The organism is Micromonospora sp. NBC_00821 (assembly GCF_036347035.1).
In the GTDB taxonomy this organism is placed as follows: domain Bacteria; phylum Actinomycetota; class Actinomycetes; order Mycobacteriales; family Micromonosporaceae; genus Micromonospora; species Micromonospora hortensis.
Window position 1 is genome coordinate 4,540,505 of the sequence record NZ_CP108880.1, and the last position, 24,152, is coordinate 4,564,656.

Genomic DNA, 24,152 nt, shown 5'->3' on the forward strand with positions numbered 1-24,152 from the left:
GAGGAGCCGCCATGCGGATCGCCCTCTTCATCACCTGCGTCAACGACCTCGCGTTCCCGGCCACCGGCATCGCTGTCACCCGCATCCTGCGGCGACTCGGCCACACCGTCGACTTCCCCGCCGACCAGACCTGCTGCGGGCAGATGCACGCGAACACGGGCTACCGGGCCGAGGCCATGTCGATGGTGCGCAACTACGTCGACGTCTTCGACTCCTACGACGCCATCGTCGCGCCATCCGGCTCGTGCACCGCGATGATCCGCGACCAGTACCCGCACCTGCACCCGCCCGCCACCTCGGTGGCCGCCCGCACGTACGAGCTGTCCGAGTTGCTCGTCGACGTTCTCGGCGTCACCGACGTCGGCGCCGAGTTCCCGGAGACTGTCACCTACCACCCGACCTGCCACGGCCTGCGCATGCTGCGCCTCGGCGACCGGCCGCTGACCCTGCTGCGTCAGGTCCGCGGGATCAAGCTGGTCGAGCTGGGCGACGCCGAGGAGTGCTGTGGTTTCGGCGGCACCTTCGCCCTGAAGAACCCGGACGTCTCCACCGCGATGCTCACCGACAAGTGCGCCCGGGTCCGCGACACCGGCGCACGGGTGCTCGCCGCCGCCGACAACTCCTGCCTGGCGCACATCGGCGGGGGCCTCGACCGCCACCGCTCGGGCGTACGGGCCGTGCACTACGCCGAGATTCTCGCCGAGACGGGAGCCACCTCATGAACCCACCGGTCGCACCCGCCACCGGGGGCGGGCGAATCCGCACGCCGCTGCCGTTCCCCACCGCCGCCAAGCCGGCCGTCGCCGACACGCAACTCCGGGCCAACCTGCACCGGGCCACCCGCACCATCCGGGCCAAGCGAGCACGCGTCGTCGACGAGGTACCCGACTGGGAGGCCCTGCGCGACGCCGGCTCGGCGATCAAGGCGGACGTCCAACGTCGCCTGCCGGAGCTGCTGGAGCAGTTCGAGGCGTCCGCCACCACTGCCGGCGCCACAGTGCACTGGGCCCGCGACGCGGCCGAGGCGTGCCGGATCGTCGTCGCGTTGACCCGGGCCACCGGGGCCGACGAGGTCGTGAAGGTCAAGTCGATGGCGACCCAGGAGATCGAGCTCAACGAGGCGCTGGAGGCCGCCGGGATCGCCGCGTACGAGACCGACCTGGCGGAACTGATCGTGCAGCTCGGCGACGACACCCCCTCGCACATCCTGGTGCCGGCGATCCACTACAACCGGGCCCAGATCCGGGAGATCTTCCAGCGTCGCATGGCCGACGCGCCGGCCGACCTGAGCGACGAACCGGCCGCGCTGGCCGAGGCGGCCCGCGCCCACCTGCGACGGCGTTTCCTCTCGGCCCGGGTCGCCGTCTCCGGCGCCAACTTCGCCGTCGCCGACACCGGCACGCTCGTGGTGGTGGAGTCCGAGGGCAACGGCCGGATGTGCCTCACCCTCCCCGAGACGCTGATCAGCGTCGTCGGCGTCGAGAAGCTGCTGCCGACCTTCACCGACCTGGAAGTCTTCCTGCAACTGCTGCCGCGATCCTCGACCGGCGAGCGGATGAACCCGTACACCTCGATGTGGACCGGCGTCACCCCCGGCGACGGCCCGCAGGACGTGCACATCGTGCTCGTCGACAACGGCCGGTCCGCGGTGCTCGCCGACCCGGTCGGGCGGCCGGCGTTGTCGTGCATCCGCTGCTCCGCGTGCCTCAACGTCTGCCCGGTGTACGAACGGGCCGGCGGGCACGCGTACGGCTCGGTGTACCCGGGGCCGATCGGGGCGATCCTGTCGCCGCAGCTGACCGGCGTGGCCGACAACGCCTCGTTGCCGTACGCGTCGACCCTCTGCGGCGCCTGCTACGACGTGTGCCCCGTGAAGATCAATATTCCGGAGATCCTGGTCCATCTCCGCCAGCAGGCACCGCACCCACCGGTCGAACGGGCCACCATGCGCGTCCTGTCCTGGGCGATGCGCAGCCCTCGACGGTGGGCCGCCGCCCTGCGCCTGGCCCGGGCCGGCGCGGGGCCGCTCGGGGCGTACCGTGAGCGGCGCACCGGCGCTCGGACGCTGCGGCGACTGCCCTGGCCCGCCTCGGCGTGGACCCGGTCGCGCGACCTGCCGCTGCCCGCGCCGCAGACCTTCCGAGAATGGTGGGGTAAGCAGTGAGCGCACGTGACGAGATCCTGGCGCGGCTCCGGACGGCGCTGGCCGACAGCCCGCCGCCGGTGCAGGTGCCCCGCGGGTACCGCCGGGTCGACGACCGCTCCGACGTGATCGAAACCCTTGTCGATCGCCTGGAGGATTACCGGGCCATCGTCCACAGTGGCATCGACGCCCTCCCCCGACTGCTCGATGGGGTCGACCGGCTCGCCGTCCCCACCGACGTCCCCGCCGACTGGCTGGCCGGCTACGCCGGAGAGCTGCACCGCGACGCTCCCCCGCTGTCACCGGCCGCGCTCGACGAGTTGGACGCGGTCCTGACCGGCTGCGCCGTCGTGGTCGCCGACACCGGCACCATCATCCTGGACGCCGGCCCGGCGCAGGGGCGGCGCGCGCTCACCCTGGTGCCCGATCGGCACATCTGCGTCGTGCGCACCGACCAGGTCGTCGGTCTGCTGCCGGAGGCGCTCACCCGACTGGACCCGCGCGCCCCGCTGACCTGGATCTCCGGCCCGTCCGCCACCAGCGACATCGAGCTCAACCGCGTCGAGGGAGTGCACGGTCCACGCCGGCTGGAGGTCGTCCTGATCAGCCCGCCGGGCGGCTCAAGAGCCTGACGACGGCACCTGCTCGTCGCTGCGGGGCTCGCTAGCCGTCGCGCGCAGCGGAACGCCGCGCACGTTGAGCAGCATGACGATGCCCACGCCGACCACCAGGGCGATGTCGGCGACGTTGCCGACGAAGAACCCGGCGTAGTCGATGAAGTCCACCACGTGCCCGCGAGCGAACCCCGGCTCCCGGAAGAGGCGGTCCAGCAGGTGCGTCGTCGCGCCGCCGAGCACCAGGCCCAACGCCACCGCCCAGGCGCGCGACGTGACCCGCCACGCGACGACAGTCACCGCGACCACCGCCGCCGCCGCGAACACCGCGAAGATCCAGGTGTACGCGGAGCCGATCGAGAAGGCGGCGCCCGGGTTGTACAAGAGCCGCAGTTGCAGCAGGTCGCCGACGACGGTGATGGTCTGCCCGCCGGAGAGCGCGGACTCGGCCCAGTACTTGGTGAGCTGATCCGCGGCGAGCACCACAGCAGCGATCAACACGACGGCGCGGAACATCACGGAACCCTAGCCGGTCACCGGTGACCGTCACCACCGAGGGACGACTCCTGATCAACCACATGATGCATAGCTCTGGTAATTGCCAAAGACTTGCAACTGTGCCACCGTGTTGATCAACGGTTGCGGCGCTGCGCCCACCCGATCAACGATCCTCCCCACACCACAGGAGCCCTCTGTGACCCGGATGCGTCCGACCTTCCGACGCCTCGTGGCGTCGACCGCGGCGGCGGGGATGCTCGTCCTCGTCGGGTGCTCGGCCCCGGCCGACCCCGACGGCTCAGCCGGCGGTGCGACGCTTGTCGTCGCCACCTCCGACGAGCCGGACGCGTTGAACCCGGTGCTCAACTACGGCGTCGACGGCGCCTCGCTGATCTTCGACGGCCTCGTCAGCCGGGACGCCGACAACCGCCTCGTCGCCGGTCTGGCCACGGCGTTGCCGGAGCTGTCCCCCGACGGGCGCACAGTGACCGCGAAGCTCCGCGACGGCGTGCAGTTCCACGACGGCACCGCGCTGACCGCCCAGGACGTCGTCTTCACGTACCAGGCCGTGCTCGATCCGACTGTCGACTCGACGCTCCGCTCCGACCTGGACATGGTCGAGTCGGTGACCGCGCCCGACGCGGCCACTGTGGTGTTCCGGCTGCGCTACCCGTACGCGCCGTTCCTGCAGCGGCTCACCCTCGGCATCGTGCCGGCGAAGCTGCTCAGCGGCCAGGACATCAACACCGCCGGGTTCAACCGCAAGCCGATCGGGACCGGGCCGTACCGGGTCGACTCCTGGACGCCGGGCGACCGACTGGTGCTCACCGCCAACGAGCGCTACTTCGGTGGTCGGCCGAAGAACAACCGGGTGGTGGTCGCGTTCGTCGCCGACGACAACGTCCGCGCCCAGCGGATGCGGGCCGGCGAGTTCGACGCCGCCGAGTTGCCGCCGAAGCTGGCCTCCGGTTTCGACGCCGACGCCACGTACCGGGTGCAGCGGGTGCCGACCGCCGACTACCGCGGCGTGATGCTGCCGACGGGCAACGCCGTCCTCGCCGACCCGGCGGTCCGCCGGGCGCTCAACCTGGCCGTCGACCGGGCCGCGATGGTGACCGGGCTCCTCGGTGGCGCCGGCGAACCGGCGTTCGGGCCGATTCCGCCGACCTCCGAGTTCGCCGACCCGTCGATCATCGGCAAGCCGACCGCCGACCCGACGGCGGCGGGAGCGCTGCTCGACGCGGCCGGCTGGGCCCTCGGCCCCGGCGGAGTACGCGTCAAGGACGGCCGACCGGCCCGGTTCACGCTGATGTACCCGGCGAGCGACACGCTGCGCAAGGACCTGGCCCTCGCCGTCACCGCCGACGCGAAGAAGGTCGGCATCGCTGTCACCCCGGCGGGGCTGACCTGGGACGCCATCGACCCCCGGATGAAGTCCGACGCCCTGCTGATGGGCTACGGCACCCCGTACGACCCGGACTTCGTCTCGTACAAGCTGTTCGGCTCGTCGTTCGCGGGGCAGGGCTACTTCAACCCCGGCTCGTACCGCTCCGAGGTGACCGACCGGGCCCTGCAGGAGGGTCGCGACCAGATCGACCCTGCCCTTCGCACTGCCGCGTACGCGCAGTTCCAGAAGCAGTTGGCCGCCGACGTACCGTGGCTGTTCCTCACCTACCTACGGCACACCTACGTGCTGAAGTCCTCGGTGCGGGGCGTGGCGCCTCGGGTCGAGGCGCACGAGCACGGGGTGGCGAACAGCCTCTGGTGGAACATCGACACCTGGACGCGGTCGTGACCCGCTCCGGTCGCCTGGCCGGGGCCGGTGCGGTGGTCCGGCGTCGGCTCCTGGTCGCCGTGCCGGTGCTCGCCGCGACCAGCGTCGGGATGTTCGCCCTCGGTGCCGCCTCGCCTGTCGACCCCGCCAAGCAGTACGCGGGCGCGGCGGCCTTCACCGCCAGCGAGGAGAACCTGGCCCAGCTGCGCGCGAACTGGGGCGTCGACGACCCCCTGCCGGTGCAGTACCTGCGCTGGATCAGCAACCTGGTCCAGGGCGACCTGGGGTGGTCGACCAGCCGCCACGAGCCGGTCGCCTCGGTGCTCGCCGCCCGGGCCGGCTGGACGTTGCTCCTGATCGGTGTGGCCCTCACCCTGGTCCTGGTCGCGAGCCTGCTGCTGGGCGCGCTGGCGGCGTACCGCCGGGGTGGGTTGTTCGACCGCGCGTTGCGGGCGGCCGCGTACGCGGTGCAGTCGATGCCGGTCTTCTGGCTGGGCCTGGCCGCGATCGCCGTGTTCGCGCTGGCCCTGGGCTGGTTGCCGGCGGGCGGGCTCACCGACGTCACAGCGACCAGCACGTCCTGGTCCGATGTGGCGCATCACCTGATCCTGCCGGTCGCGGTGTTGGCCGTGTCCCAGGCGCCGTGGTTCGTGCTGTTCGTCAGGGACGCGGTGGCGGAGAGCATGCGCGACGACCACGTTCTCGCGGCGCGCGCACGCGGGTTGCCCGGTCGGACGGTGCTGTTCGGGCACGCGCTGCGGACCGCGCTGCTGCCGTTCCTCACCCTTGTCGGCACCCACCTGCCCGAACTGGTCGGCGGGGCGGTGCTGGTCGAGACGGTCTTCTCGCTGCCGGGCCTCGGCGCCGTCACTGTCGCGGCCGCGCTGGGCAGCGACTTCCCGCTGCTGGCGGCGATCACGCTGGTCACCACAGCTGTGGTGCTGGCCGCGAACCTCGCGACCGACCTCGCCTACGCCGCCGCCGACCCGAGGGTACGACTCGATGGCTGACCTCGCTGCCCGACCGCCGCTGCTGCGGGTGGCCCGGTCACGGCTGCGGCTGCGGCCCGGCCGCGCCGGTGCCCTCGCGGCCGGCCTGGTCCTGCTCGTGGCCATCGCCGGCTCGCTGCTCGCTCCGCTGGTCTGGCCGCTGGACCAGAGCGCTGTCGCGCTGGACCAGACCCGGTTGGCGCCGTCCTGGACCCACCTCGCCGGCACCGACGACCTGGGCCGCGACGTGGCCCACCGCGCGGTCTACGGGCTGCGGGTCTCGCTGCTCGTCGGCGCGGTCGCCGCGCTCGTCGCCACAGTCCTCGGCGGCGTGGTCGGTGGGATCGCCGGCACGCTCGGCGGCCGGGTGGACCGGATCCTGATGCGGATCGTGGACACCATCGCCGCGATGCCGCACCTGCTGCTGGGCATCTTCATCGTCGCCATGCTGCGTCCAAGCCTCGGTGCCGTGATCGCCTCCGTCGGGCTCACCCACTGGCTCTCCACCGCCCGCATCGTCCGATCCGAGTTGTTGAGCCTCCGGACCCGACCGTTCATCGACGCCGCCATCAGCGGCGGAGCCGGTCGACTCCGGGTCCTCACCCGGCACCTGCTGCCGCACGTCCTGCCCCGGCTGGCCCTGGCGACCACCCTGATGATCCCGCACGCGGTGTGGCACGAGACCGCCCTGTCGTTCCTCGGTCTGGGTCTGCCGCCGCACCTCGCCTCGCTGGGCAACATGATCAACGACGGCCAGGGGTCGCTGTTGACCGGTGCCTGGTGGGCCAGCCTGGCACCGGGCGCGGTCATCGTCGTCGTCACCCTCGCCATCGCGGTCCTCGCCGCCCGCTGGCGCGACCGCCTCGATCCCCGCGTCCGAGCGGAGCTGCACCTGTGACCACCACCGAACGCCTCACCGCGCCGGCACCCGGCCGCAGGGCCGTGCGTCGGCCGCTGCTCACCGTGGACGGTCTCGGCGTCCAGTTCCGGCTCCGGGACACGAGCGTGCACGCCGTCACCGACCTCAACCTCACCGTACGGGCCGGCGAACTCCTGGCCGTCGTCGGCGAGTCCGGCTGCGGCAAGTCCGTGCTCGCCCATGCCCTGCTCGGCCTGTTGCCGGGCAACGCCACGACCACCGGCCACGCCGTCCTGCACCACCCGGACGCCGACCCGGTCGACCTGGTCACCTGCGGTCAGCGCCACCTGGCCCGCCGGGTACGCGGTCGCCGGGTCGGCCTGGTCCCGCAGAGCCCGGCCACCGCGCTCAACCCGGTCCGCACCGGGCGACGACTGCTCACCGAGACGCTGCGGGCGCACGGCCGGGGCCGCGAGGACGGCGATCGGCTCGCGGTCGACGTCGGGCTCGACCCGGCCGACCTGGACCGCTACCCGCACGAACTCTCCGGCGGCATGGCGCAGCGCCTGGTCACCGCGCTCGCGCTGGCACCGGACCCGTCGCTGCTCATCGCCGACGAGCCCACCACCGGCCTCGACCGCCCGCTGGTGGACCACACCCTCGACCTGCTGCGCCGCCGCTGCGACGAGGGCTCGGCCGTCGTGCTCATCACGCACGACCTAGCCGCCGCGCAGCGGGTCGCCGACACCGTCGCCGTCATGTACGCCAGTCGCATCGTGGAGCACCGGAACGCCGACCAGCTCTTCACCGCACCAACCCACCCGTACGCGGCGGCGCTGCTCGACGCCCTGCCGGACCGCGCCTTCCGGCCGGTGCCGGGCGACCCGCCGATGCTCACCGCGCTGCCTGCGGGGTGTGCGTTCGCGCCCCGCTGCCCACGCCGCACCGACATCTGCGCGAGCCAGCCACCGCCGACACCGGTCACCGGCGGCGGCACGGTCGCCTGCCACCACCCGATCACCACCGGAGCCGTCACGTGACCAGCTCGCCGCATCTGCTCGCCGACGACGTGACCGTCGGGTACGGCCGGCAGGTCGTGCTCGACGGCGTCACTCTGCGCATCGACCAGGGCGAGACGGTCGGCCTTCGCGGCCCGTCCGGCTGCGGCAAGTCGACACTGGTCCGGGTCCTGGCGCTCCTGCACCGCCCCGACCGCGGACGGGTCAGCATCGACGGCACCCCTGTCGACGGCGTGCGCTACGCCGTGCCGGTCGGCCTGCGGACCCGCGTCGCCGTGCTCTTCCAGAGCCCGCGCGCCGCCGCCGACCCTCGACTGAGCCTCACCGATCTGATCGCCGAACCGCTGCGCGCCACCCGGACGCCCGAGTCGGTGGTCCGGGAACGGGTGGCCGAACTCGCCGACCTTGTCGGCCTCACCGCGGACCTGCGCAGCCGGCGTCCCCACGCGGTGTCCGACGGGCAACTGCAACGCGCCTGCCTCGCCCGGGCCCTCGTCCACCGCCCCGACTACCTGCTCTGCGACGAGGCCACCGCGATGCTCGACGCCTCGACCCAGGCGCACGTCGCCGCCGTCATCCGCGACTACCAGCGAACCCAGCAGGCCGGTGTCCTGGTCATCACCCACGACCAGACCCTGCTGGACCGCTGGAGCGACCGGATCGTCGACCTGGCCGCTACAGCGGGGGTACGCGCCTGACCCTCGATGCTGTGCGGTGCGCCTGCCGGGGGCAACCGACGATCGGCATCGGAGGTCCGCCGCCGCCACTCGGGCGCGGCAGCGTCAGCCGACGTCGAGGGGCACCCGCCGAGCGCGGGAGTCGGGGCGGCCGGCGAGGATGCCGGCGAGGATCTCCGCGCCGTCGACGACCCTCGGGCCGGGACGGTTGAAGTAGGCAGGCCCGTCGACCACCCACACCTGCCCGGCACGCACCGCGGGCAGGTCCGCCCAACCGGGTTGCGCGGTCGCCACGGACAACTCGTCGACGGTTCGCTCGGGCGTGAACCCGCACGGCCCGAACACCACCACGTCGGGGGCCAGGTCGGCGACCACCGACCACAGGTGCGGGGTGCTGTGCGCGCCCGGCCCGAGCAGCAGCGACCGCCCGCCCGCGTAGGCGATCTGCTCCGGCACCCAGTGCCCGCCGGGCATCAACGGGTCGAGCCACTCGACGAACAGCACCGTCGGCGCGCCGGGCACCGGCCCCGGCAACGCGGCGAGGCGACGCTCGGCGTCGGCTCGGATCTCCGCCGCCCTGCCTTCGGCGCCGGTCAGCGCGGCCACGGCATCGACAGTGTCCAGGATCCCGTCGATGGTCCTCGCCTCCAGCGACATCACACGGGTGTCGAGATCGATCAGACCAACCGCGTCGTTGACCCGCTCGTAGGAGACCGCACACACGTCGCACAGATCCTGGGTCAGGATCAGATCCGGCTTCAACCCCTCCAGCATGGCGACGTCGAGCTGGTACACCGACGAGCCTCGGTGCGCGTCACCGGCGATCGCCGCCGAGATCTCCCGGCTCGTCAACGTCTCCGGCAGGGACGTCGCGGTCACCGCCGGGATGTCGGCCAGGGCCCCCGACGGCCAGTCACACTCGTGGGTACGGCCGACCAGGTGCCCGGTCAGGCCGAGCATGGCCACGATGTCCGTGGCCGCCGGCAGCAGGGAGACGATTCGCACGTCCGCCTGCCTACCAGGCGCGACCGAGCCACGTCCACTCACAGATGACCCCACCGGCCAGGCAGTCTTCGTCAGGCCAGTCGTGTCCATGACGATGCGTTCGAGTACCTCGCCCTGTCACATTGGCTCGTCGTCTGGGCTCATAAGCACGAGTGCAAACACACGAGGAGGACACAGTGCAGTTTGAAGAAGCCGCCGAGGCCGCCGACGAAGCGACGATGCGGTCGATGCTGTCCGCCGACCCTGGGCTGTGCGATCGGCATGCAGACCTGGTTACGCGGATGGCCGAGGCGCGCAACTGGCCAACGGTCCGGCTGCTCATCGATCTTGGCTTCGGCGTCAACGGTGTCACCGCCGTCGGCGCCACCGCCTTGCACCATGCGGCGGCAGCGGGTGAGCTGTCGATCGCGCGCCTGCTGGTCGAGCACGGTGCCGACCACACCGCCCGCGAACCGGGGTTCAACGCGCAGCCGGCGGGCTGGGCGCAGTACTTCAAGAAGCGGGAAACCCAGAGATATCTCGAGTCGTTGGCCTGATGCTGCGCCGTCCGGTCACGCGGCATCAGACCCACCGCTCGTGGAAGTGGGGCTCGGCATTCACCCCATTGGTCGCTCCGCCTGATTCAGGAGGGCGGACGCGAGGCGGTGGACGCGGTCGGGGTCGCGGACAACGTCGATCCTGACGATCTTGTCACCCGCGACAGTGAAGGCCATGACAGAAAACGGCTGCCCGTCGCGGGTGATCAACGTTCCGATCGCGCCGTTGACCAGGGCGGGGCGCAGTTGGCCACCGCGTGGGGCGCGGGCCTGCTTGGCCACGGCCGCCGCGCCGCGAACGACGGTCGCCGGCCTGGCAGTGCCGAAGTCGGTGCGCAGGACGACGTCGGGGTCGAGGACCTGCACGAGGGCGTCGAAGTCACCGGTCCACGCAGCCGCGTAGAAAGCACGGACGACCCGCCGCTGGCGCGCTAGATCCGGACCGGGTGACGGGATCTCGGCACCGTGCAGCCGGCGCCGTGCCCGGCTGGCGAGTTGTCGCGCGGCGGCCGGGGTGCGGCCCGCGATGCCGGCGATCTCCTCGAAGGGCAGGTCGAACATGTCGTGCAGCACGAACGCCAACCGCTCAGCAGGAGTGAGCTGGTCGAGCACGACGAGCAGGGCCAAGCTCACCGAGTCGGCCAGCAACGCCTCCTGCTCGGGGTCGAGGTCCCCGTCCGGGATGACAACCAGGTCGGGCAGGTGCGTGGCGAACGGATCCTCCCGGCGGCGTCGGCGAGAGCGCAACATGTGCAGGCACTCCCGGGCGACGACAGTGGTCAACCATCCGCCGAGGTTGTCGATCTGATTCGCGTCGGACCGGCTCAGCCGTAGCCAGGCATCCTGAACAGCGTCGTCCGCGTCAGCCAGCGAGCCGAGCATTCGATAAGCCACCGCCCGCAGCCGGGGTCGGTGCTGCTCGAAGCGCGCGGCCAACCAGTCATTCTCGTCCATCGGTCACACCATCCCATCGCCAAGGCTCACAGAGATGAACCCTCAGACACAGCGAACGTGACACCGCCGAACCCGGGACGCGGCACCCCGACGACGCCTGCGAGCGAGCAACACCTGGTCCATCGCCTCGATCCAGGGCACCCCTTCGTCGACCTCAACATCCACAACATCTGGGCATTGCTGGCCGCACGACGCGGTCTCGCTCTCGACAATCCCGCCGCGACTCAAGCGATGAACGTCATCTTCGAGGCTGGCGTCCTCAAGCGCGCCGCCCGGACATTGCCGCCCGTGACGCCGACAAGCTGGAATGCCTCGTCCAAGCCGTCGAGTACCGCCACCAGGGCGTCGACACCGTGCAGCGCTGGATCGACAGCTCACGAGCGGCACTCAAGACCGCCAGCGCCCACCGCCTTGCCGACGCCGCCCTCAGCGGGCAACCCCCTGGCCTGGCTCACTCACCCGCCGCAGGAGTAAGCGTCATCACTTGGCGTGGTATTGATCTCGGTGATGGGCGTAGTCGATCAAACTGGACGAGACGCCCTACGACCTGGGCTTAAGAGGTCATAGACGGTCATCGGTGGTCACTGCTAGTTGACCTCAGACAGCCTGGAGGCGGCCTGATCTTGACGCCATCTCCAGGGTCTCCGCCGAGGGATGCGGAGGCGAGCTGCCGGCTCTTGCCACCTTGATGCCTGACGTCTCGCGCACAAGTCCTGTGCACGTTATCCGGTTGCTCAAGCGCGTTACCGTGTCCCGTGATCGTATGGCTCAACGGCACCCACGGCGTGGGCAAGACGACGACCAGCGCGCTCGTGCAGCATCTGATACCGGATTCACGGGTGTTCGACGCCGAGAAGGTCGGCGAAACACTCATGGACATCACACCCGGGCTACCCGCCACGGACAACTTCCAGCACTGGCCGCCATGGCGGCAACTCGTCGTCGAGACCGCCCGCCGCGTGCTCGACTACACCGGCGGCACTCTGGTGATGCCCATGACCGTCCTGGTCGAGCAGTACTGGCGCGAAATCAGCACAGGCCTTGACCACCATGCCATCCCGGTACGGCACTTCGTTCTCCACGCTGACGAAGCCACCCTCCGCGGGCGTATCGAGGGGGAACACCCCGTCCCCTCCCCGTTCCGCCTCAAGTACCTCAAGCCCTACGCCGAGGCGGCCCGCACGTGGCTACATGCCGAGGCCGAGGTCGTCGACACTACGAACCTGACTCCCGCCCAGGCCGCCGTGCAGATCGTCCGAGCCACCACGGAAGGCTCACACGTCTAACCTGAGGAATGCGGTTGAGTCAGGGCGGACGAGCTTAGCGCCTGCTGGCGGTGGAGCGGCAGACGACCGAGTCAACTGGCGGGGCGGGCCACTGCTGGCCGATGTTGACCGCCGCATCGGCTCGGCTCGCCCCCGGGTCGCTACCGTCAGCGGCGGCCCCGGACTTCCCGCTCTCCGCGCCAGCCGCCGGGTGTTCTGCATGGCCGGAGTCGGAGCGCCAGCGGAGCAACGGACGCGTGCCGAGGCGGCGGCGCTTGCGGCCCGTTCAGGGCCGCCTGAAGACGTACAGAAACTGCTGTACGCGACCAGAAAGGCCGCCTCCCGAACTCGGGAAACGGCCTCTGACTCGCGGAACTGAGAGTGGGTGATGCTGGTATCCGAACCAGGGACCTCTTCGGTGCGACACACGACGGATGGCAGACCGGCGACCACCGCTACCTTGCCGAAGGCACCATGGCACTGATCGCCACGCCCGCCCTCACCATCGCAACGACCGAACTGGCAGCAGCATGACCACCATCGCCTGGCCCGACCGCAGGGCCGACATCATCAACGCCCTGTCCATCCTCGCGGCGCTGCGCCCACATGAGCCCATCCCCTGGCCCGGCCTGACCGAAGCCGTCCACTGGCTCATCGACGACACCTTCTGGGACCAGCGTCATCCCCGCGACGACATCGGCACCATCCTCGCCAGCACCAGCGAGGCCAACGCGATCCGCGCAACACTCGAACCCTTGACGGCCATCCTCGACGAACTCGGACCCACCGCCCCCGACGACGACTACTTCACCCACCCGCGATGGCATGAAGTCACCAACGCCGCAACCAACACCCTCCACCTCATGCCCGGCAAAACCCCAACTCGACCCCGAGACTGAACGGGCGAGCAGAGACTCACGGCTCTACACCACTCCGCGGGGGACGTGGCCGTCACCGCATGCAATTGATACCGACTCGACGGCTCCTGCCCCCGCCGCACGAGAGGCCACGTCCGTCCCTCTGGCCAAGCAGCGCGACCGCCGCCGAACGCCTCCTCGACAACGAGCCCTGGCCGTCCGATCTTGGGCGTCCCGGTCGGCGAAGCTAACGACTCAGCTATAGCGAGTTGCCACAGCCGAACGCCAGCGGCGTCGCGGACGCCCGCGCTATGCCTTGACGGTGACCTGGTGGTTCCCGCAGGCAGCGATCATCGCCGGAATGGCTTGACCCAACCGGGAACGCAGGAAGTCCCCTCCCGGACCCGCACTGCGAGGATCTTGCACACGCTGCACCATTCCCACCGCTGTCACGCCCGCAGACTTCAGGTCCTCGTAAGCCGACCGTTGGAACAGCTCACCCATCCGCCGCAGCTCGTCAGCGGGCGCTATCTCCCCCTGCTCGGCGCGAACCAACATCCCCGCCGACCGGCATCCCGTCACTCCCGGGTCTTCATCCCCACGGTCGGCTAGCTGCCAGTACACCGCGGCGCCACCCACCAGAGCGAGCAGGACAACCGACGCCGCCGCCAGGCCGATCCACCGACGCCGAAGTCTCGAACCAGCAGAGGGACCGAGGGCGGCCTGGGAGTCATGCATTCTTAAGTCTCACTCTTCCTGATCAAGGGAGCCGTAAGCTAACACCCCATACGCGCAGGCTGCGAACAAGCCCACGTGAGCGGACGGGATCGGCACGAGACATCCGGCGCGGCGGTAGTGCCTCAGCAGCCCTCAACGTTTGCTCCCATAACGGCGCTCCCGTCTAGGGGTCCAGTCGAACCAGACGCGAGTGTCGCTCCGCTACAAGAAGGGCACCGGACGCCGCCGCCAACGCCGCCGCGCTCGAACGCAGGTGCAGAAGCCGTGACCACAGCACCTTCAGCCGGCAATACGCACTCCGAATCCGCTCGGATGTTCGACGCCCCCGGGGTCCTCCCGGAGCGTCGGTGCAGATTCAGCCCATGCCTTGGTCGTTGGTGCCTGCGTCATTCGGCTGGACGCGGGTGGTCGTCCAGACGATCAGCGACGCGATCAGCAGGAGGATCGAGCCGACCAGGAAGGCGTGGGTGACTCCTTCGGTGAAGGTCGCCTGCAACAGTGCCCGCCCCACGGCGTCGGGGTCGCCAGGAAGTGCTGTGGTGATCGGGCCGAGCACCTGCTCGGTGCGCTGCCCGGCGAAGTACAGGGACACGCTGCTGAGTACGGCGAGGCCGACTGATCCACCGAGTTGCTGCGCGGCGTTGAACAGGCCGGAGCCTACGCCAGTGTCCTGCGGTGCCAACCGGTAGAGCGAGGCCGGGGTGAGGCCGGCCAGCACCATTCCCATGCCCACGGCCATGGTGATCAGGTACGGGAACACCTGGCCCCAGTAGCTGACACTCCCGCCGACCGTGGTGCCGCCGGTGGCGGCCAGCGCCGCGGCGACCGGGCTGTCGTCCACCGAAAGCCGTGAGAACATCGCCATCGAGAAGGCAGCTAGCAGGCTGCCGATGCCGGCGATGATCCGCGGCTGGATCCGCGTCATCGCCCTGCCCGCCACGGTCGCCGTCACTACGATCCCGAGCGCGAACGGCAGAAAGGCAATGCCGGTCCGCAGCGGCGAGTAGCCGAGGATCTGCTGAACGAACAGGGTCAGGAAGTAGAACATGGCGAACATCGAAGCCATGGCCAGCGTCAGGGCCAGGTAGCCACCGGCCCGGACCCGGTTGCGGAAGATCCGCAGTGGCAGCAACGGATGGGCTGCGCGCCGCTCGATCAGCACGAAGATGACGAGCATGGCCACGCTGACGGCCAGGGTCCCTATCGTCGCCGGGTCGTCCCAGCCATGCCCCTCACCGGGCCTGGTGAGCCCGTAGACCAGACCGACGATGCCCAGCGAACCGGTGACGGTTCCCGGGACGTCGACGAGCCCGCGCTGGCGGGGCGACTCATGCAGCAGCTTCGGGGCCAACACGGCGATTGCCAGCGCGATCGGGACGTTCAGCAAGAAGGTCAGGGGCCAGCCGTCCAGCTCGATTCCCACGACGCTGTCCATGCTGGTCAGCCAGCCGCCGATGATCAGGCCGATCCCGGCGCCGGCGCCGGACATCGCGGCGTAGACGCCGAAGGCGCGGTTGCGCGCCGCACCCAGCGGGAAGGTGGTGGTGACCAGGGCCAGGGCGGCGGGGGCGATGAGCGCGGCGCTACTTCCCTGCAGGATACGCACGGCGAGCAGGAGTGGTCCGTTCGCGGCGAGACCGCCGAGCACCGATGCGACAGCGAAGCCCACCATGCCGGTGACGAGCATCCGCCGATAGCCGAACATGTCACCGAGCCGGCCACCGAGCAGGAGCAGCCCACCGAAGAACAGCGCGTAGCCGATGGTGAGCCAGGTGAGACTGGCGCCGGACATGTCGAGGTCCGCGCCGATGAAGGGCAGCGCGATGGTGACGATCGAGCCGTCCAGCACGATCAGCAGCTGGGTGACCGAGATGAGCGCGAGCGCCCAGCCAAGGTGCCGTGTCACCGGCACCTGCGGCGCCTCGGCGACCTCAGTGGGGTTCGTGTTGGCCATGGTTCCTTCCTTGTGGTGCCCGCCGAAGATTGGCCCTGCGCGGCGCGGCGAGGCCGCCGGCCGCGCGCTGGGCCAACCCCGGCTTCGGGTCGGACAGTGGTGCCGACCTTCGGTCAGCTTCGGGTCGTGCTGGTCACGAGGCACCTGCGCTCACGTGGCGGTGGCGCTCGACCGCCGTGCGGGTGTCCTCCGCGACGAGGTCGGCGTTGAGGTGTTGACCGGCGGTCGCTCCGGCGGCCGCGGCCGCTCCGACCTGAGCGGTCAGGTCGGTGACGTTTCCGGCCAGCCACACTCCGGGCACCGGGCTGCGGCCGAACTGGTCGGCGGGCAGATGGTGCCCCATACCGCTGGGGTGTTCCACGGCGTGCAGTCCGAGTTCGCTGAGGAAGCCGGCGCGCGCTTCCATCCGGGTCGCGACCGCGATGACCTCTCGCGGTACCACGCGGCCGTCGGCCATCCGCAGCCCGGTCAGATCCCCATCGACGGCCTCGGCGGCCGCCACCTCCCCGGTCACCACGTCAATGCCGAGGGCAGCGAACTGCTCCTGCTGCTCCTCGGTGAGTTCGCTGCGGTGGGTGAAGTAGACCAGGTTGTCGCTGAGCTGGCGGAACAACAGGGCGTGGTGCACCGACGGCGCGCCGGTGGCCAGGATTCCGATGGCCCGTCCGCGTACCTCGTAGCCGTGGCAATAGGGGCAGTGCACGACGTCGTGTCCCCATTGGGGTGCCAGCCCGGCCACGTCGGGCAGCACGTCGACCAGGCCGGTCGCGACCAGCAGACGACGGGCATGCAACTGCGTTCCGTCGGCGAGGGTGACGGCGAACCTGTCGTCGTCACGACGGGCGCCACTGACCTCTCCGGTGAGAATCTCCCCGCCGTAGCCGCGGACCTCGTCGCGGCCCGCCGCCAGCAACTCGCCGGGCGCGGTGCCCTCCCTGGCGAGCAGTCCGTGCACTCCGGCCGCAGGGGCGTTGCGCGGCTGACCTGCGTCGATGACGACAACCGAGCGCAGGGAGCGGGCGAGAATCAACGCTCCGCTCAGGCCGGCGGCACCACCACCGATGATCACTACATCAACCGCTCGCGCGGCCCGTTCTCCGTGCTTCTTCACGGCGATCACCTCCGGGCACGACAGTGCGCCGCGACCGGCAGAGCGACAACTTCCTTCCCAGTTATGGCAACATCGGGGGATGTCCGATGACATGGAAGAGGCCATCGCCGCCGCCGGCCCCCGGCTGCAACAGCTGCGGCGCAGCCACCGCCTCACCCTCACCGACGTGGCCGAGAGAACCGGCATCTCGAAGAGCACCCTGTCGCGGCTGGAATCGGGCCAACGACGTGCCAGCCTCGAACTGCTGCTCCCGCTCGCGAAGATCTACCAAGTCACGTTGGACGACCTCGTCAATGCCCCCGCGAGCGGCGACCCGCGGATCAACCTGCGTCCGGTCAGGCGCGACGGGGCGACCCTGCTCCCGCTCACACGCCGGCCGGGTGGCATCCAGGCGTTCAAGATTGTCCTCGGGGCAGGCGGATCGGACACGCCGGACCTCCGCACGCATGAGGGTTACGAGTGGCTCTACGTCCTTAACGGGCGCTTACGCCTCATGCTCGGCAGTCACGACCTCGTCCTCCTTCCCGGCGAGGCCGCCGAGTTCGACACCCGTACTCCCCACTGGTTCGGGACGCTCGAGGGTGCAGGGGCCGAGTTCCTCAGCCTGTTCGGCCAGCAGGGTGAGCAGGTCCACTTCCGGGCGAGACCGAAGACGCCACGACGCCAGGACAGCGCCGCCTAACGGACGATGGCCAGCCTTCGGCCGCTACTGCCGCCGCCCTCCAGACGTCGCGTTGCTTGTGCAGGGCACCGGCTGAGCAACGCCGTGCGTAGGGGTACCCGCGCCAGCCGGAAGACCGACGCAACCGGGTGCGGTGGCCGTGCATGTCGTACATATGTACGATGTGCGACTTTTGAAATCTCCGCCTAGCCTGCGTGGTGACCGCCGCCGCGCCATTGGCCGTGGATTCGCGGCGGCGGTCTATTGCCCCACTCCAGGTATTCGAGAAGGAGCAACGTGACAATCCTAGTAACCGGAGCGACCGGAAACGTGGGTCGCCAGGTGGTGGCCCAACTGGTCCGGGCCGGGCAACCGGTGCGGGCGATGACCCGCCGGCCGCAGACAAGCCGGCTGCCGGACAGCGCCGAGGTAGTCCAGGGAGACTTCGAACGTCCCGACACCTGGCCGGCGGCGCTGGACGGAGTGCAGTCGGTGTACCTGTTCCCCTTCGTGTACGCCGCGCCCGACCATGGGTTCGTCGATGAGGCGGTCAAGGCCGGCGTCACCCGGTTCGTCGTGCACTCCGCAGCGGCGGCCGGGTTCCCGGCCGGAACCGGAGGCGACGGCGCCCTCGGCCGGCACCTGACCGAAGAGCGGGAAGCGCACCGCGGGTTGGAACTGCTGGTGGAGGCCTCCGGCGCTGAATGGACCCATGTGCGGCCGGGCCTGTTGGCCGCCAACGCTCTGCAGTGGGCCGACCAGATCCGGGCCGGACGGGTGGTGCGCGGGCCGTACGCGTCCGCTGGCTATCCGGTGGTCCACGAGGCCGACGTCGCCGATGTGGCGGTCGCGGCCTTGCTGACCGACGACCATGTCGGTGCCGCGTACACCGTCACCGGCCCGGTGAAGGTCTCGCAGGCGGAGCAGGTCACCGCGATCGGCGCCGCCATCGGCGTGCAGGTGCGATTCGAGGAGCTCGATCCGGCCGAGGCGCGCAGGCAATGGCTGCGCGACGGCTTCGATGAGGAGACCGTCGACTGGATGATTGCGCTGCTCGCCGACGCGGTCGACGGGACGGGAGCGTTGCCGCCGACGGACACCTACCTGCGGGTGACGGAGCGACCACCGCGCACGTTCGCCCGGTGGGCCAACGATCACGCCGCCGACTTCCGGCCGGAGGTGACACGATGACGATTCTGGTCACGGGTGCCACCGGCATGGTGGGCCGACACGTCGTCGCCGAACTGGTGAAGACCGGTCATCGGGTCCGCGCACTGACGCGGACGCCGTCGGCGTCGAGCCTTCCGGACGGGGTGGAGGTCGTCGGCGGCGATCTGACGGACCCGCCGTCCCTGGAGCCGTCGTTGAACGGCGTGGAGCGGATGTACCTGTTCCCGGTCGGACGGACAGCGCGTGATGTTGTTGCTGCTGCGAAGCGGGCCAGCGTGCGGCGCATCGTCGTGCTGTCCGGGGCGCTGGCCGACACCGATGACAGTGAGGACGGATACCTGGCGGTCGAGCGTGCGGTCGAGGATTCCGGTCTGGAGTGGACGCATGTGCGACCTGGAGAGCTCGCCGCGAACTGGCTGGACTGGGCTCCAACCATCAAGGAAGGTCGGGTGGTCCGCCGGCCGTACGGGGCTGCGGTGACCCAGCCCACCCATGAGGCGGACATCGCCGCGGTCGCCGCGAGGGTGCTCGTCGAGGACGGCCACACCGGCCGGACCTACACCTTTGCCGGCCCCGAGGCGCTCACCACCGTCTCGCAGGTCGACGCGATCGGCACTGCGATCGGTGCCACGGTGCGATTCGACGAACTCGATCCGGCCCACGCCCGAGCCGAGTGGATCAGCAACGGCTATCCGGAGGCGTTCGTCGACTGGATCTTCGCCATGTGGGCGGAATCCGCGCGTGCCCCCGCCCGGACGAACCAGGAGTGGGCAGACATCGTCCCGCGTCTGACCGGCCGACCCGCGCGGACATTCGCGCAATGGGCCACCGACCACGCGACCGACTTCCGGTAGACCGTTCATAGGCGGACACCGCCCTCGCTTCTACAGAGAACGCCGACGCCAACTCCTTCGGGTCCGCCGAAGAGGTCACCAGCCTGAAGGGGCTGGTGAGGGCCGTTGCCCGTGGGGTCGATGTCTCAGATGACGGAACCCCTGCGGACTCCTGATGCAAGCGATCGGATACCTTTCATCGATGTTCAGGGGCGAAGGCGCCGAGGGCGACCTCGAGCGGGCGCTCGGACAATCTCGCCGTGCTGAGGGACTGCGCGAGCCGGTCAAACAGCCGAGCATCGTCTGGATGGCCGGCGACAGCACCCCCTACACCTATCCGACGCCCAGGGGCCAGGTCCTCGACTTCGTACTGGTGACCTCGTCAGGCCTGCTTGCCGAGGGCAACGGGGCGAACGTGCCCTACGAGAAGGTAGCCGGGGTGTTGCGTAGGTTCCAGACGTCCGTACGCACAGCGACTCCATCGTTTCGCGCCTCTCACGATCTCGCAGAGCCCGACAAGGTCATCGCGACGGCCGTTGTCGCCGCCATCGTCGCCACGTCCGGCGAGCGAGGCTTCGCCGCACCGGCGGCTGAAGGGCTGTTGCTCCTCGACCGCGCCGTCGTCTGGACGCACAGACGAGCCTTCTACGCATACTTAGTGACAGGGCTAGGCGATCAATCCTTCTTTGCCGACGTCGTCGTGCCTTTGGAGGGCATCTCTGACACAGGCATTCAGACCAAGCTTTATAGGAATATCTGAAACCTTGCGAATTCCAGTACGGTTTCACCTTCGATCGAATGCATCATCATTGACATGTACGGAAGTCGCCCTACCGTCTCCGCGAGTCGCCGGGCAGATCCGGATGTCTTGAGGGATGCTCATCCAACGAGCCGCCGGCACGCACTCCGGCTGCGCGGTAGTCCAGCCCGCTTGACGACGAGCCCGCACCTTCTGATCCGTAGCTTCGGCGAGGCGGTCCGAGCTCGTGCGTTGCAATGTCGGCACCGACCTTTCCTCGTCTATGGCTGGACGTCGTTGGAAAGGTTGATCCGGAACTCCGTGTTGCGGTAGCCGGCGCGACCGAAAGCGGCCGCCATAGGCGCGTTGCCCATGTCGGTGGTGGCGGTGATGCGCGACTCGCCGTTGGTCGCGTGAAGGCGCGTGATCTCGGCGAGCACCTCGTCCACGTAGCCGCGCCCGCGGAACTCCGGCACCACCCCGAGATAGCCGACGTTGACGTTGTACGGGGTCGCGGAGGGAATCGCCATGCCCGCCACCTCGCCCTCGCGCGTGTAGGCGATCCGCCACCACTCCCGCTTGCCGGGCGCCCTGAGATAGAAGTCCATATCTTCGCGGGCGGTCGCGTCCACGCCCTTGGCGGCCAGGTTCGCACGGGTCTGGGCATCCAGGCTGCCCTCGGCGATTCTCCTGAACACCGCGAGGAACTCCTCGTCGGAGGCCTCGGTGAACCGCAGCCTGCCGCCCGCGGGGGGCACCCCGTCAGCGGGCGCCCACTCGAACTGCAGCCGCTCCACCTCGCGGGTGAGGCCCGCCGCGTGCGCCGCCGCCCGCCGCCACTCCACGGCCGCCAAGGTGGCCGGATCGTCACGCCAGCCGCCGGTGACCTCGATGCTGTACTCCACCGGCTCCGGGATCCCGGCCAGCGCGGCCTTGATCAGCTCGGCGGCGACGGCGGCACGGTCGCCCAGGGCTGGATCCACGTCGAGGCAGTCGAGCGCGACCGGATGCGGGCTCCCCTTCGGCCCCCACCACAATGCCCGTCCCACGACCTGGCCGTCGTGCTCGGCGATCCATGTCCATTCCGGCCGGTACATGTCCTCGGCCAGTTCAGCCAGGTAACGGTCGGCGGGGATCCACCCAACGGGCTCGGTCACGATCCACGGCGTCACGCGGTCGAGGTCCGCGGGGGCGGTAGCGCGGTAGGAGATCACGTGCAGAGGCTAGCGAAGCTCAGAGGATGATTCGCGCGGACGGAAGGGCTCCTCTCGCTCGGCTAGAGCAAGGCTCCAGTGCCTGCGGCTCAAGTCCCTGCGGACTCAAGCGGACCTCCTCGTTGGGCAGTCGTAGACCGTCCAGCCTCCCCAGGACGGGGACAAGGTGGAGCGCCCTACCGGGCGAACGACCTTGTTCCCGTCTGGGCAAACGTTCCGACGGTGGCAGGTTCCTCACCTACCGGCTGAACGAGATGTGGTCATCGCAACCATCGGCCTGATGGGTTAGAGCAAGAGTTCGTTCCTGCACCGCCGCGGGTGGTTCCTTACGACCCTGTTTGGGGCCGGCGCCAGCCATCCCGAAACAACACGCCTGACCACTTCGCCAACCTGCACCCAATCTGCTCCCAGTTGCGGGGCCAGGCCCACCAACAGCTCACCGCCTTGACCTGCGCACACTCCCCTGCAAGGCCACCTAGAACCTTGTCGACCGCTGCGCAGAACCACAGAGCACTCCGCGGGAACGAACGGCTCGGCTCAACCGGCGACGTCCACGACGACCTTGCCCTCGGCGGTGCCGCCGGCAACCAGGTCGTGGGCGTCCATGACCGTGTCGAGCGTGAACGCTCGCGGATCCAGTCGCGGGCGCAACGCGCCGGCATCGGCCAGCGCCGCGATCTCGCGCAGGATGTCGCCGTGGTGTTCGCGGCCCCGGCCGGTGAGCATCGGCAAGAGGGTGAACACCCCGGAGTAGGTCGCGCCTCGGAACGACAGCGGGGCGAGCGAGTGCGAGCCCCAGCCCAGCGCGCTGACGACGTGCCCGTGATAGGTGCGTACCGCCGCGAACGACGCGTCGAGCGTCGCGCCGCCGACGTTGTCCACGACGATGTCGAACCCCTCGCCGCCGGTGTACCTCTCGACGTACTCCTCGACCTTGCTCGTCGTGTAGTCGATCGGCACCGCGCCCAGGCTCTCGATCACCCGCATGCTCGCCGGCCCGCCCGTGGCGTACGCCTCGGCGCCGCGCGCCTGGGCGAGTTGCACACCCACGTATCCGACCCCGCCGGCGCCGCCGTGCACCAGCACCTTCTGGCCGGCGTGGACCCCAGCCCGGTCGACGAGCCCCTCCCAGGAGGTGATCGCCGCCAGGGGCAGCGCGGCGGCCTCCCGCATCGAGAGTGCCTTCGGCTTGTGGGCAAGCAGCCGGGCGTCCACTGCGGCGTACTCGGCCAGCGAGCCCTGAAGGTCGCCGACGCCCCCGCACAGCCCGTACACCTCGTCTCCCGGCGCGAAGCCGGTCACGTCCGCGCCGACCGCCGCGACGACACCGGCGAGGTCCAGGCCGAGCACCGCAGGCAGCTCGACACGCGCGTGCGCGGCCTTTCCAGCCTGGATCTTCGTGTCGAGCGGGTTGACCCCGCTGGCGACGATCCGCACCAGCACCTGCCCGCGCTCGGGGGTGGGTTGATCGATCTCCTCGACCGTCAGCGGAACGTCGAACTCCCGCAACACCGCAGCGCGCATAACCATCCACACTCTCCGTGATCGAGGCTTCACGTGGACGCTATCCGACCGGATAGGCGGCGGGGCGGGTTCCTCGGACCGCGCCAGCGCCGCCACGGGCGGGCCCGAGCGCTGGTCAGTCGTCTTCGGCACCGTCGAGCAACGCGCGTCGCAGCGCCAGTCGGTGCTTCCGGCGGATCTCCGCCTCCCGGTACCGACGCCGGTCCCCGTCGGTCTCCGGTAGCAGCGGCGGCACCGTCCGAGGCTGACCGTCGTCGTCGATGGCGACCATGACCAGGTGGGCGGTGGCCACGTCGGTGGGCGGCACCGCCCGGTCCCACCGGTCGGCGGTCACCTTGACGGCCACCTCCATGGAGCTGCGGCCGGCCCAGGTGATCCGGGCGTCGACGTGCACGACGTCGCCGACCCGCACCGCGCGGAGAAACGCCGTCTCGTCGATGGCGGCGGTCACCGCCGGTCCGTCGGAGTGCCGGGCGGCGACCACACCGGCGACGGAGTCGATGAGGTTGAGGATCCGGCCGCCGTGCACCGTACCCATCAGGTTGGTGTGGTGCTGGTCCATGATCTGCGAAAGGGTCAGGTGCGACGCCGACGGCGCTCGGCCGGCGATGGTGGTGGTGTCATGCACAGCGGTAGTCCGTCCCTCGGGAAACCACACCGCCGGGTCGCGGACACACGCTGACGAGGACCTGGCCGCGCACCACGCGCACGGCCCGTCACCCGCTCAGCCCACCCGCGAGGCCGACGGCAGCGCACACGGTTGTGTACGCGGCGCCGGCAGGTCTTCGGACTCGCGGGCCTGACCGGTCGCGCCGGTCCCCTACTGGCCGTCGCTTCCCAGGCCGTTGGCCCAGTGCTGATGACGGCGGTCGTTCCCACTCACCGCTGCGGGGCAGCCCCGGATTTTCACCGGGTTCCCTCTTACGACGCCCCGCCGGTCACGACGGGGCGAACCAGCGCCGTCGGCAGCATAGCTGGCCAGGGAATGTGTCCACCCGGGGCGTCCCGCCGCCGCGAC

Annotated in this window: 23 protein-coding genes, 2 pseudogenes and 1 riboswitch; of the genes and pseudogenes, 17 read left to right on the forward strand and 8 right to left on the reverse strand. The window is 70.2% G+C overall.

All coding sequences use genetic code 11. The features are described from left to right. Positions 1 to 11 precede the first annotated feature (11 nt). The 3 genes from OHB44_RS20745 to OHB44_RS20755 are packed head-to-tail and all read left to right on the forward strand — an operon-like array spanning position 12 to position 2,775. Positions 12 to 722 carry a (Fe-S)-binding protein gene (locus OHB44_RS20745; RefSeq protein ID WP_266302054.1) on the forward strand — a complete coding sequence of 237 codons (711 nt, stop codon included), beginning with the start codon at positions 12 to 14 and terminating at the stop codon, positions 720 to 722. Continuing rightward, positions 719 to 2,164: a LutB/LldF family L-lactate oxidation iron-sulfur protein gene (locus tag OHB44_RS20750; protein WP_238683967.1), complete on the forward strand. Its 1,446-nt coding sequence runs from the start codon at positions 719 to 721 to the stop codon at positions 2,162 to 2,164. The genes OHB44_RS20745 and OHB44_RS20750 overlap by 4 nt, the downstream gene beginning before the upstream one ends. Continuing rightward, the gene (locus OHB44_RS20755) at positions 2,161 to 2,775 is read left to right on the forward strand and encodes a LutC/YkgG family protein (protein ID WP_330437928.1); all 615 of its coding nucleotides are present in this window, start codon (positions 2,161 to 2,163) and stop codon (positions 2,773 to 2,775) included. Before OHB44_RS20750 ends, OHB44_RS20755 begins: the two co-directional genes overlap by 4 nt. Here OHB44_RS20755 and OHB44_RS20760 read toward each other — a convergent pair. Further along, positions 2,764 to 3,273: a signal peptidase II gene (locus OHB44_RS20760; RefSeq protein ID WP_266302052.1), complete on the reverse strand. Its 510-nt coding sequence runs from the start codon at positions 3,271 to 3,273 to the stop codon at positions 2,764 to 2,766. The genes OHB44_RS20755 and OHB44_RS20760 overlap by 12 nt on opposite strands. A gap of 187 nt (positions 3,274 to 3,460) precedes the next feature. Here OHB44_RS20760 and OHB44_RS20765 point away from each other — a divergent pair, with 187 nt between their 5' ends. The 5 genes from OHB44_RS20765 to OHB44_RS20785 are packed head-to-tail and all read left to right on the forward strand — an operon-like array spanning position 3,461 to position 8,594. Continuing rightward, positions 3,461 to 5,050, forward strand: a complete 1,590-nt coding sequence (locus OHB44_RS20765) for an ABC transporter substrate-binding protein (RefSeq protein WP_266305129.1) — start codon at positions 3,461 to 3,463, stop codon at positions 5,048 to 5,050. After that, on the forward strand, positions 5,020 to 6,039 hold the full coding sequence (locus OHB44_RS20770) for an ABC transporter permease (RefSeq protein WP_330437929.1): 1,020 nt from the start codon (positions 5,020 to 5,022) through the stop codon (positions 6,037 to 6,039). The genes OHB44_RS20765 and OHB44_RS20770 overlap by 31 nt, the downstream gene beginning before the upstream one ends. Then, positions 6,032 to 6,916 carry an ABC transporter permease gene (locus OHB44_RS20775; protein WP_238683971.1) on the forward strand — a complete coding sequence of 295 codons (885 nt, stop codon included), beginning with the start codon at positions 6,032 to 6,034 and terminating at the stop codon, positions 6,914 to 6,916. Before OHB44_RS20770 ends, OHB44_RS20775 begins: the two co-directional genes overlap by 8 nt. Further along, on the forward strand, positions 6,913 to 7,917 hold the full coding sequence (locus tag OHB44_RS20780) for an ABC transporter ATP-binding protein (protein WP_330437930.1): 1,005 nt from the start codon (positions 6,913 to 6,915) through the stop codon (positions 7,915 to 7,917). The genes OHB44_RS20775 and OHB44_RS20780 overlap by 4 nt, the downstream gene beginning before the upstream one ends. Continuing rightward, complete coding sequence (locus OHB44_RS20785) at positions 7,914 to 8,594, forward strand: ABC transporter ATP-binding protein (protein ID WP_330437931.1); 681 nt, start codon at positions 7,914 to 7,916, stop codon at positions 8,592 to 8,594. The genes OHB44_RS20780 and OHB44_RS20785 overlap by 4 nt, the downstream gene beginning before the upstream one ends. An 84-nt stretch (positions 8,595 to 8,678) precedes the next feature. Here the strand turns inward: OHB44_RS20785 and OHB44_RS20790 are convergent, their stop codons facing one another. Further along, a complete protein-coding gene (locus OHB44_RS20790) occupies positions 8,679 to 9,578 on the reverse strand; it encodes an ABC transporter substrate-binding protein (protein WP_330437932.1) in 900 nt (299 codons plus the stop codon). Between the two features lie 176 nt (positions 9,579 to 9,754). Between OHB44_RS20790 and OHB44_RS20795 the strand changes: the two genes are divergently transcribed. Further along, entirely contained in the window at positions 9,755 to 10,114 is a 360-nt protein-coding gene (locus OHB44_RS20795; protein WP_330437933.1) for an ankyrin repeat domain-containing protein, read from the forward strand. Between the two features lie 60 nt (positions 10,115 to 10,174). On the opposite strand, the gene OHB44_RS20800 is transcribed toward OHB44_RS20795, so the two are convergent. After that, positions 10,175 to 11,068, reverse strand: coding sequence for a sigma-70 family RNA polymerase sigma factor (locus tag OHB44_RS20800; RefSeq protein ID WP_330437934.1), 894 nt, complete (start codon positions 11,066 to 11,068; stop codon positions 10,175 to 10,177). Positions 11,069 to 11,176: 108 nt separating this feature from the next. On the opposite strand from OHB44_RS20800, the pseudogene OHB44_RS20805 reads away from it, so the two are divergent. The 4 genes and pseudogenes from OHB44_RS20805 to OHB44_RS20820 all read left to right on the forward strand — a co-directional run. After that, positions 11,177 to 11,287: pseudogene (locus OHB44_RS20805) on the forward strand (transcriptional regulator); the annotation flags it as partial. Positions 11,288 to 11,346: 59 nt separating this feature from the next. After that, positions 11,347 to 11,542: pseudogene (locus tag OHB44_RS20810) on the forward strand (HD domain-containing protein); the annotation flags it as partial. Positions 11,543 to 11,823: 281 nt separating this feature from the next. Next, positions 11,824 to 12,354 carry an AAA family ATPase gene (locus tag OHB44_RS20815; protein ID WP_238683977.1) on the forward strand — a complete coding sequence of 177 codons (531 nt, stop codon included), beginning with the start codon at positions 11,824 to 11,826 and terminating at the stop codon, positions 12,352 to 12,354. Positions 12,355 to 12,863: 509 nt separating this feature from the next. Further along, a complete protein-coding gene (locus tag OHB44_RS20820) occupies positions 12,864 to 13,232 on the forward strand; it encodes an SCO4402 family protein (RefSeq protein WP_238683978.1) in 369 nt (122 codons plus the stop codon). A 1,051-nt stretch (positions 13,233 to 14,283) separates the two neighbouring features. Here the strand turns inward: OHB44_RS20820 and OHB44_RS20825 are convergent. Together OHB44_RS20825 and OHB44_RS20830 are read right to left on the reverse strand one after the other, a co-directional pair. Then, entirely contained in the window at positions 14,284 to 15,882 is a 1,599-nt protein-coding gene (locus OHB44_RS20825; protein ID WP_330437935.1) for an MFS transporter, read from the reverse strand. 133 nt (positions 15,883 to 16,015) lie between these two features. Continuing rightward, positions 16,016 to 16,993, reverse strand: coding sequence for an NAD(P)/FAD-dependent oxidoreductase (locus tag OHB44_RS20830; protein ID WP_330437937.1), 978 nt, complete (start codon positions 16,991 to 16,993; stop codon positions 16,016 to 16,018). A 79-nt stretch (positions 16,994 to 17,072) separates the two neighbouring features. Here OHB44_RS20830 and OHB44_RS20835 point away from each other — a divergent pair, with 79 nt between their 5' ends. From OHB44_RS20835 to OHB44_RS20850, 4 genes are all read left to right on the forward strand, one after another. Next, a complete protein-coding gene (locus OHB44_RS20835) occupies positions 17,073 to 17,675 on the forward strand; it encodes a helix-turn-helix domain-containing protein (protein ID WP_330437938.1) in 603 nt (200 codons plus the stop codon). A 276-nt stretch (positions 17,676 to 17,951) separates the two neighbouring features. After that, the gene (locus tag OHB44_RS20840) at positions 17,952 to 18,845 is read left to right on the forward strand and encodes an NAD(P)H-binding protein (protein ID WP_238683982.1); all 894 of its coding nucleotides are present in this window, start codon (positions 17,952 to 17,954) and stop codon (positions 18,843 to 18,845) included. Next, entirely contained in the window at positions 18,842 to 19,678 is an 837-nt protein-coding gene (locus tag OHB44_RS20845; protein WP_330437939.1) for an NAD(P)H-binding protein, read from the forward strand. Before OHB44_RS20840 ends, OHB44_RS20845 begins: the two co-directional genes overlap by 4 nt. A gap of 181 nt (positions 19,679 to 19,859) precedes the next feature. Continuing rightward, positions 19,860 to 20,417: a hypothetical protein gene (locus OHB44_RS20850; protein ID WP_330437941.1), complete on the forward strand. Its 558-nt coding sequence runs from the start codon at positions 19,860 to 19,862 to the stop codon at positions 20,415 to 20,417. Positions 20,418 to 20,677: 260 nt separating this feature from the next. Here the strand turns inward: OHB44_RS20850 and OHB44_RS20855 are convergent, their stop codons facing one another. The 3 genes from OHB44_RS20855 to OHB44_RS20865 form a co-directional block, all read right to left on the reverse strand. Further along, a complete protein-coding gene (locus tag OHB44_RS20855) occupies positions 20,678 to 21,610 on the reverse strand; it encodes a GNAT family N-acetyltransferase (protein WP_330437942.1) in 933 nt (310 codons plus the stop codon). Positions 21,611 to 22,147: 537 nt separating this feature from the next. Then, a complete protein-coding gene (locus OHB44_RS20860) occupies positions 22,148 to 23,140 on the reverse strand; it encodes a zinc-dependent alcohol dehydrogenase family protein (protein ID WP_330437943.1) in 993 nt (330 codons plus the stop codon). Between the two features lie 109 nt (positions 23,141 to 23,249). Next, a complete protein-coding gene (locus tag OHB44_RS20865) occupies positions 23,250 to 23,696 on the reverse strand; it encodes an acyl-CoA thioesterase (RefSeq protein ID WP_238684380.1) in 447 nt (148 codons plus the stop codon). Positions 23,697 to 23,893: 197 nt separating this feature from the next. After that, positions 23,894 to 24,107: riboswitch (cobalamin riboswitch) on the reverse strand. Positions 24,108 to 24,152 lie beyond the last annotated feature (45 nt).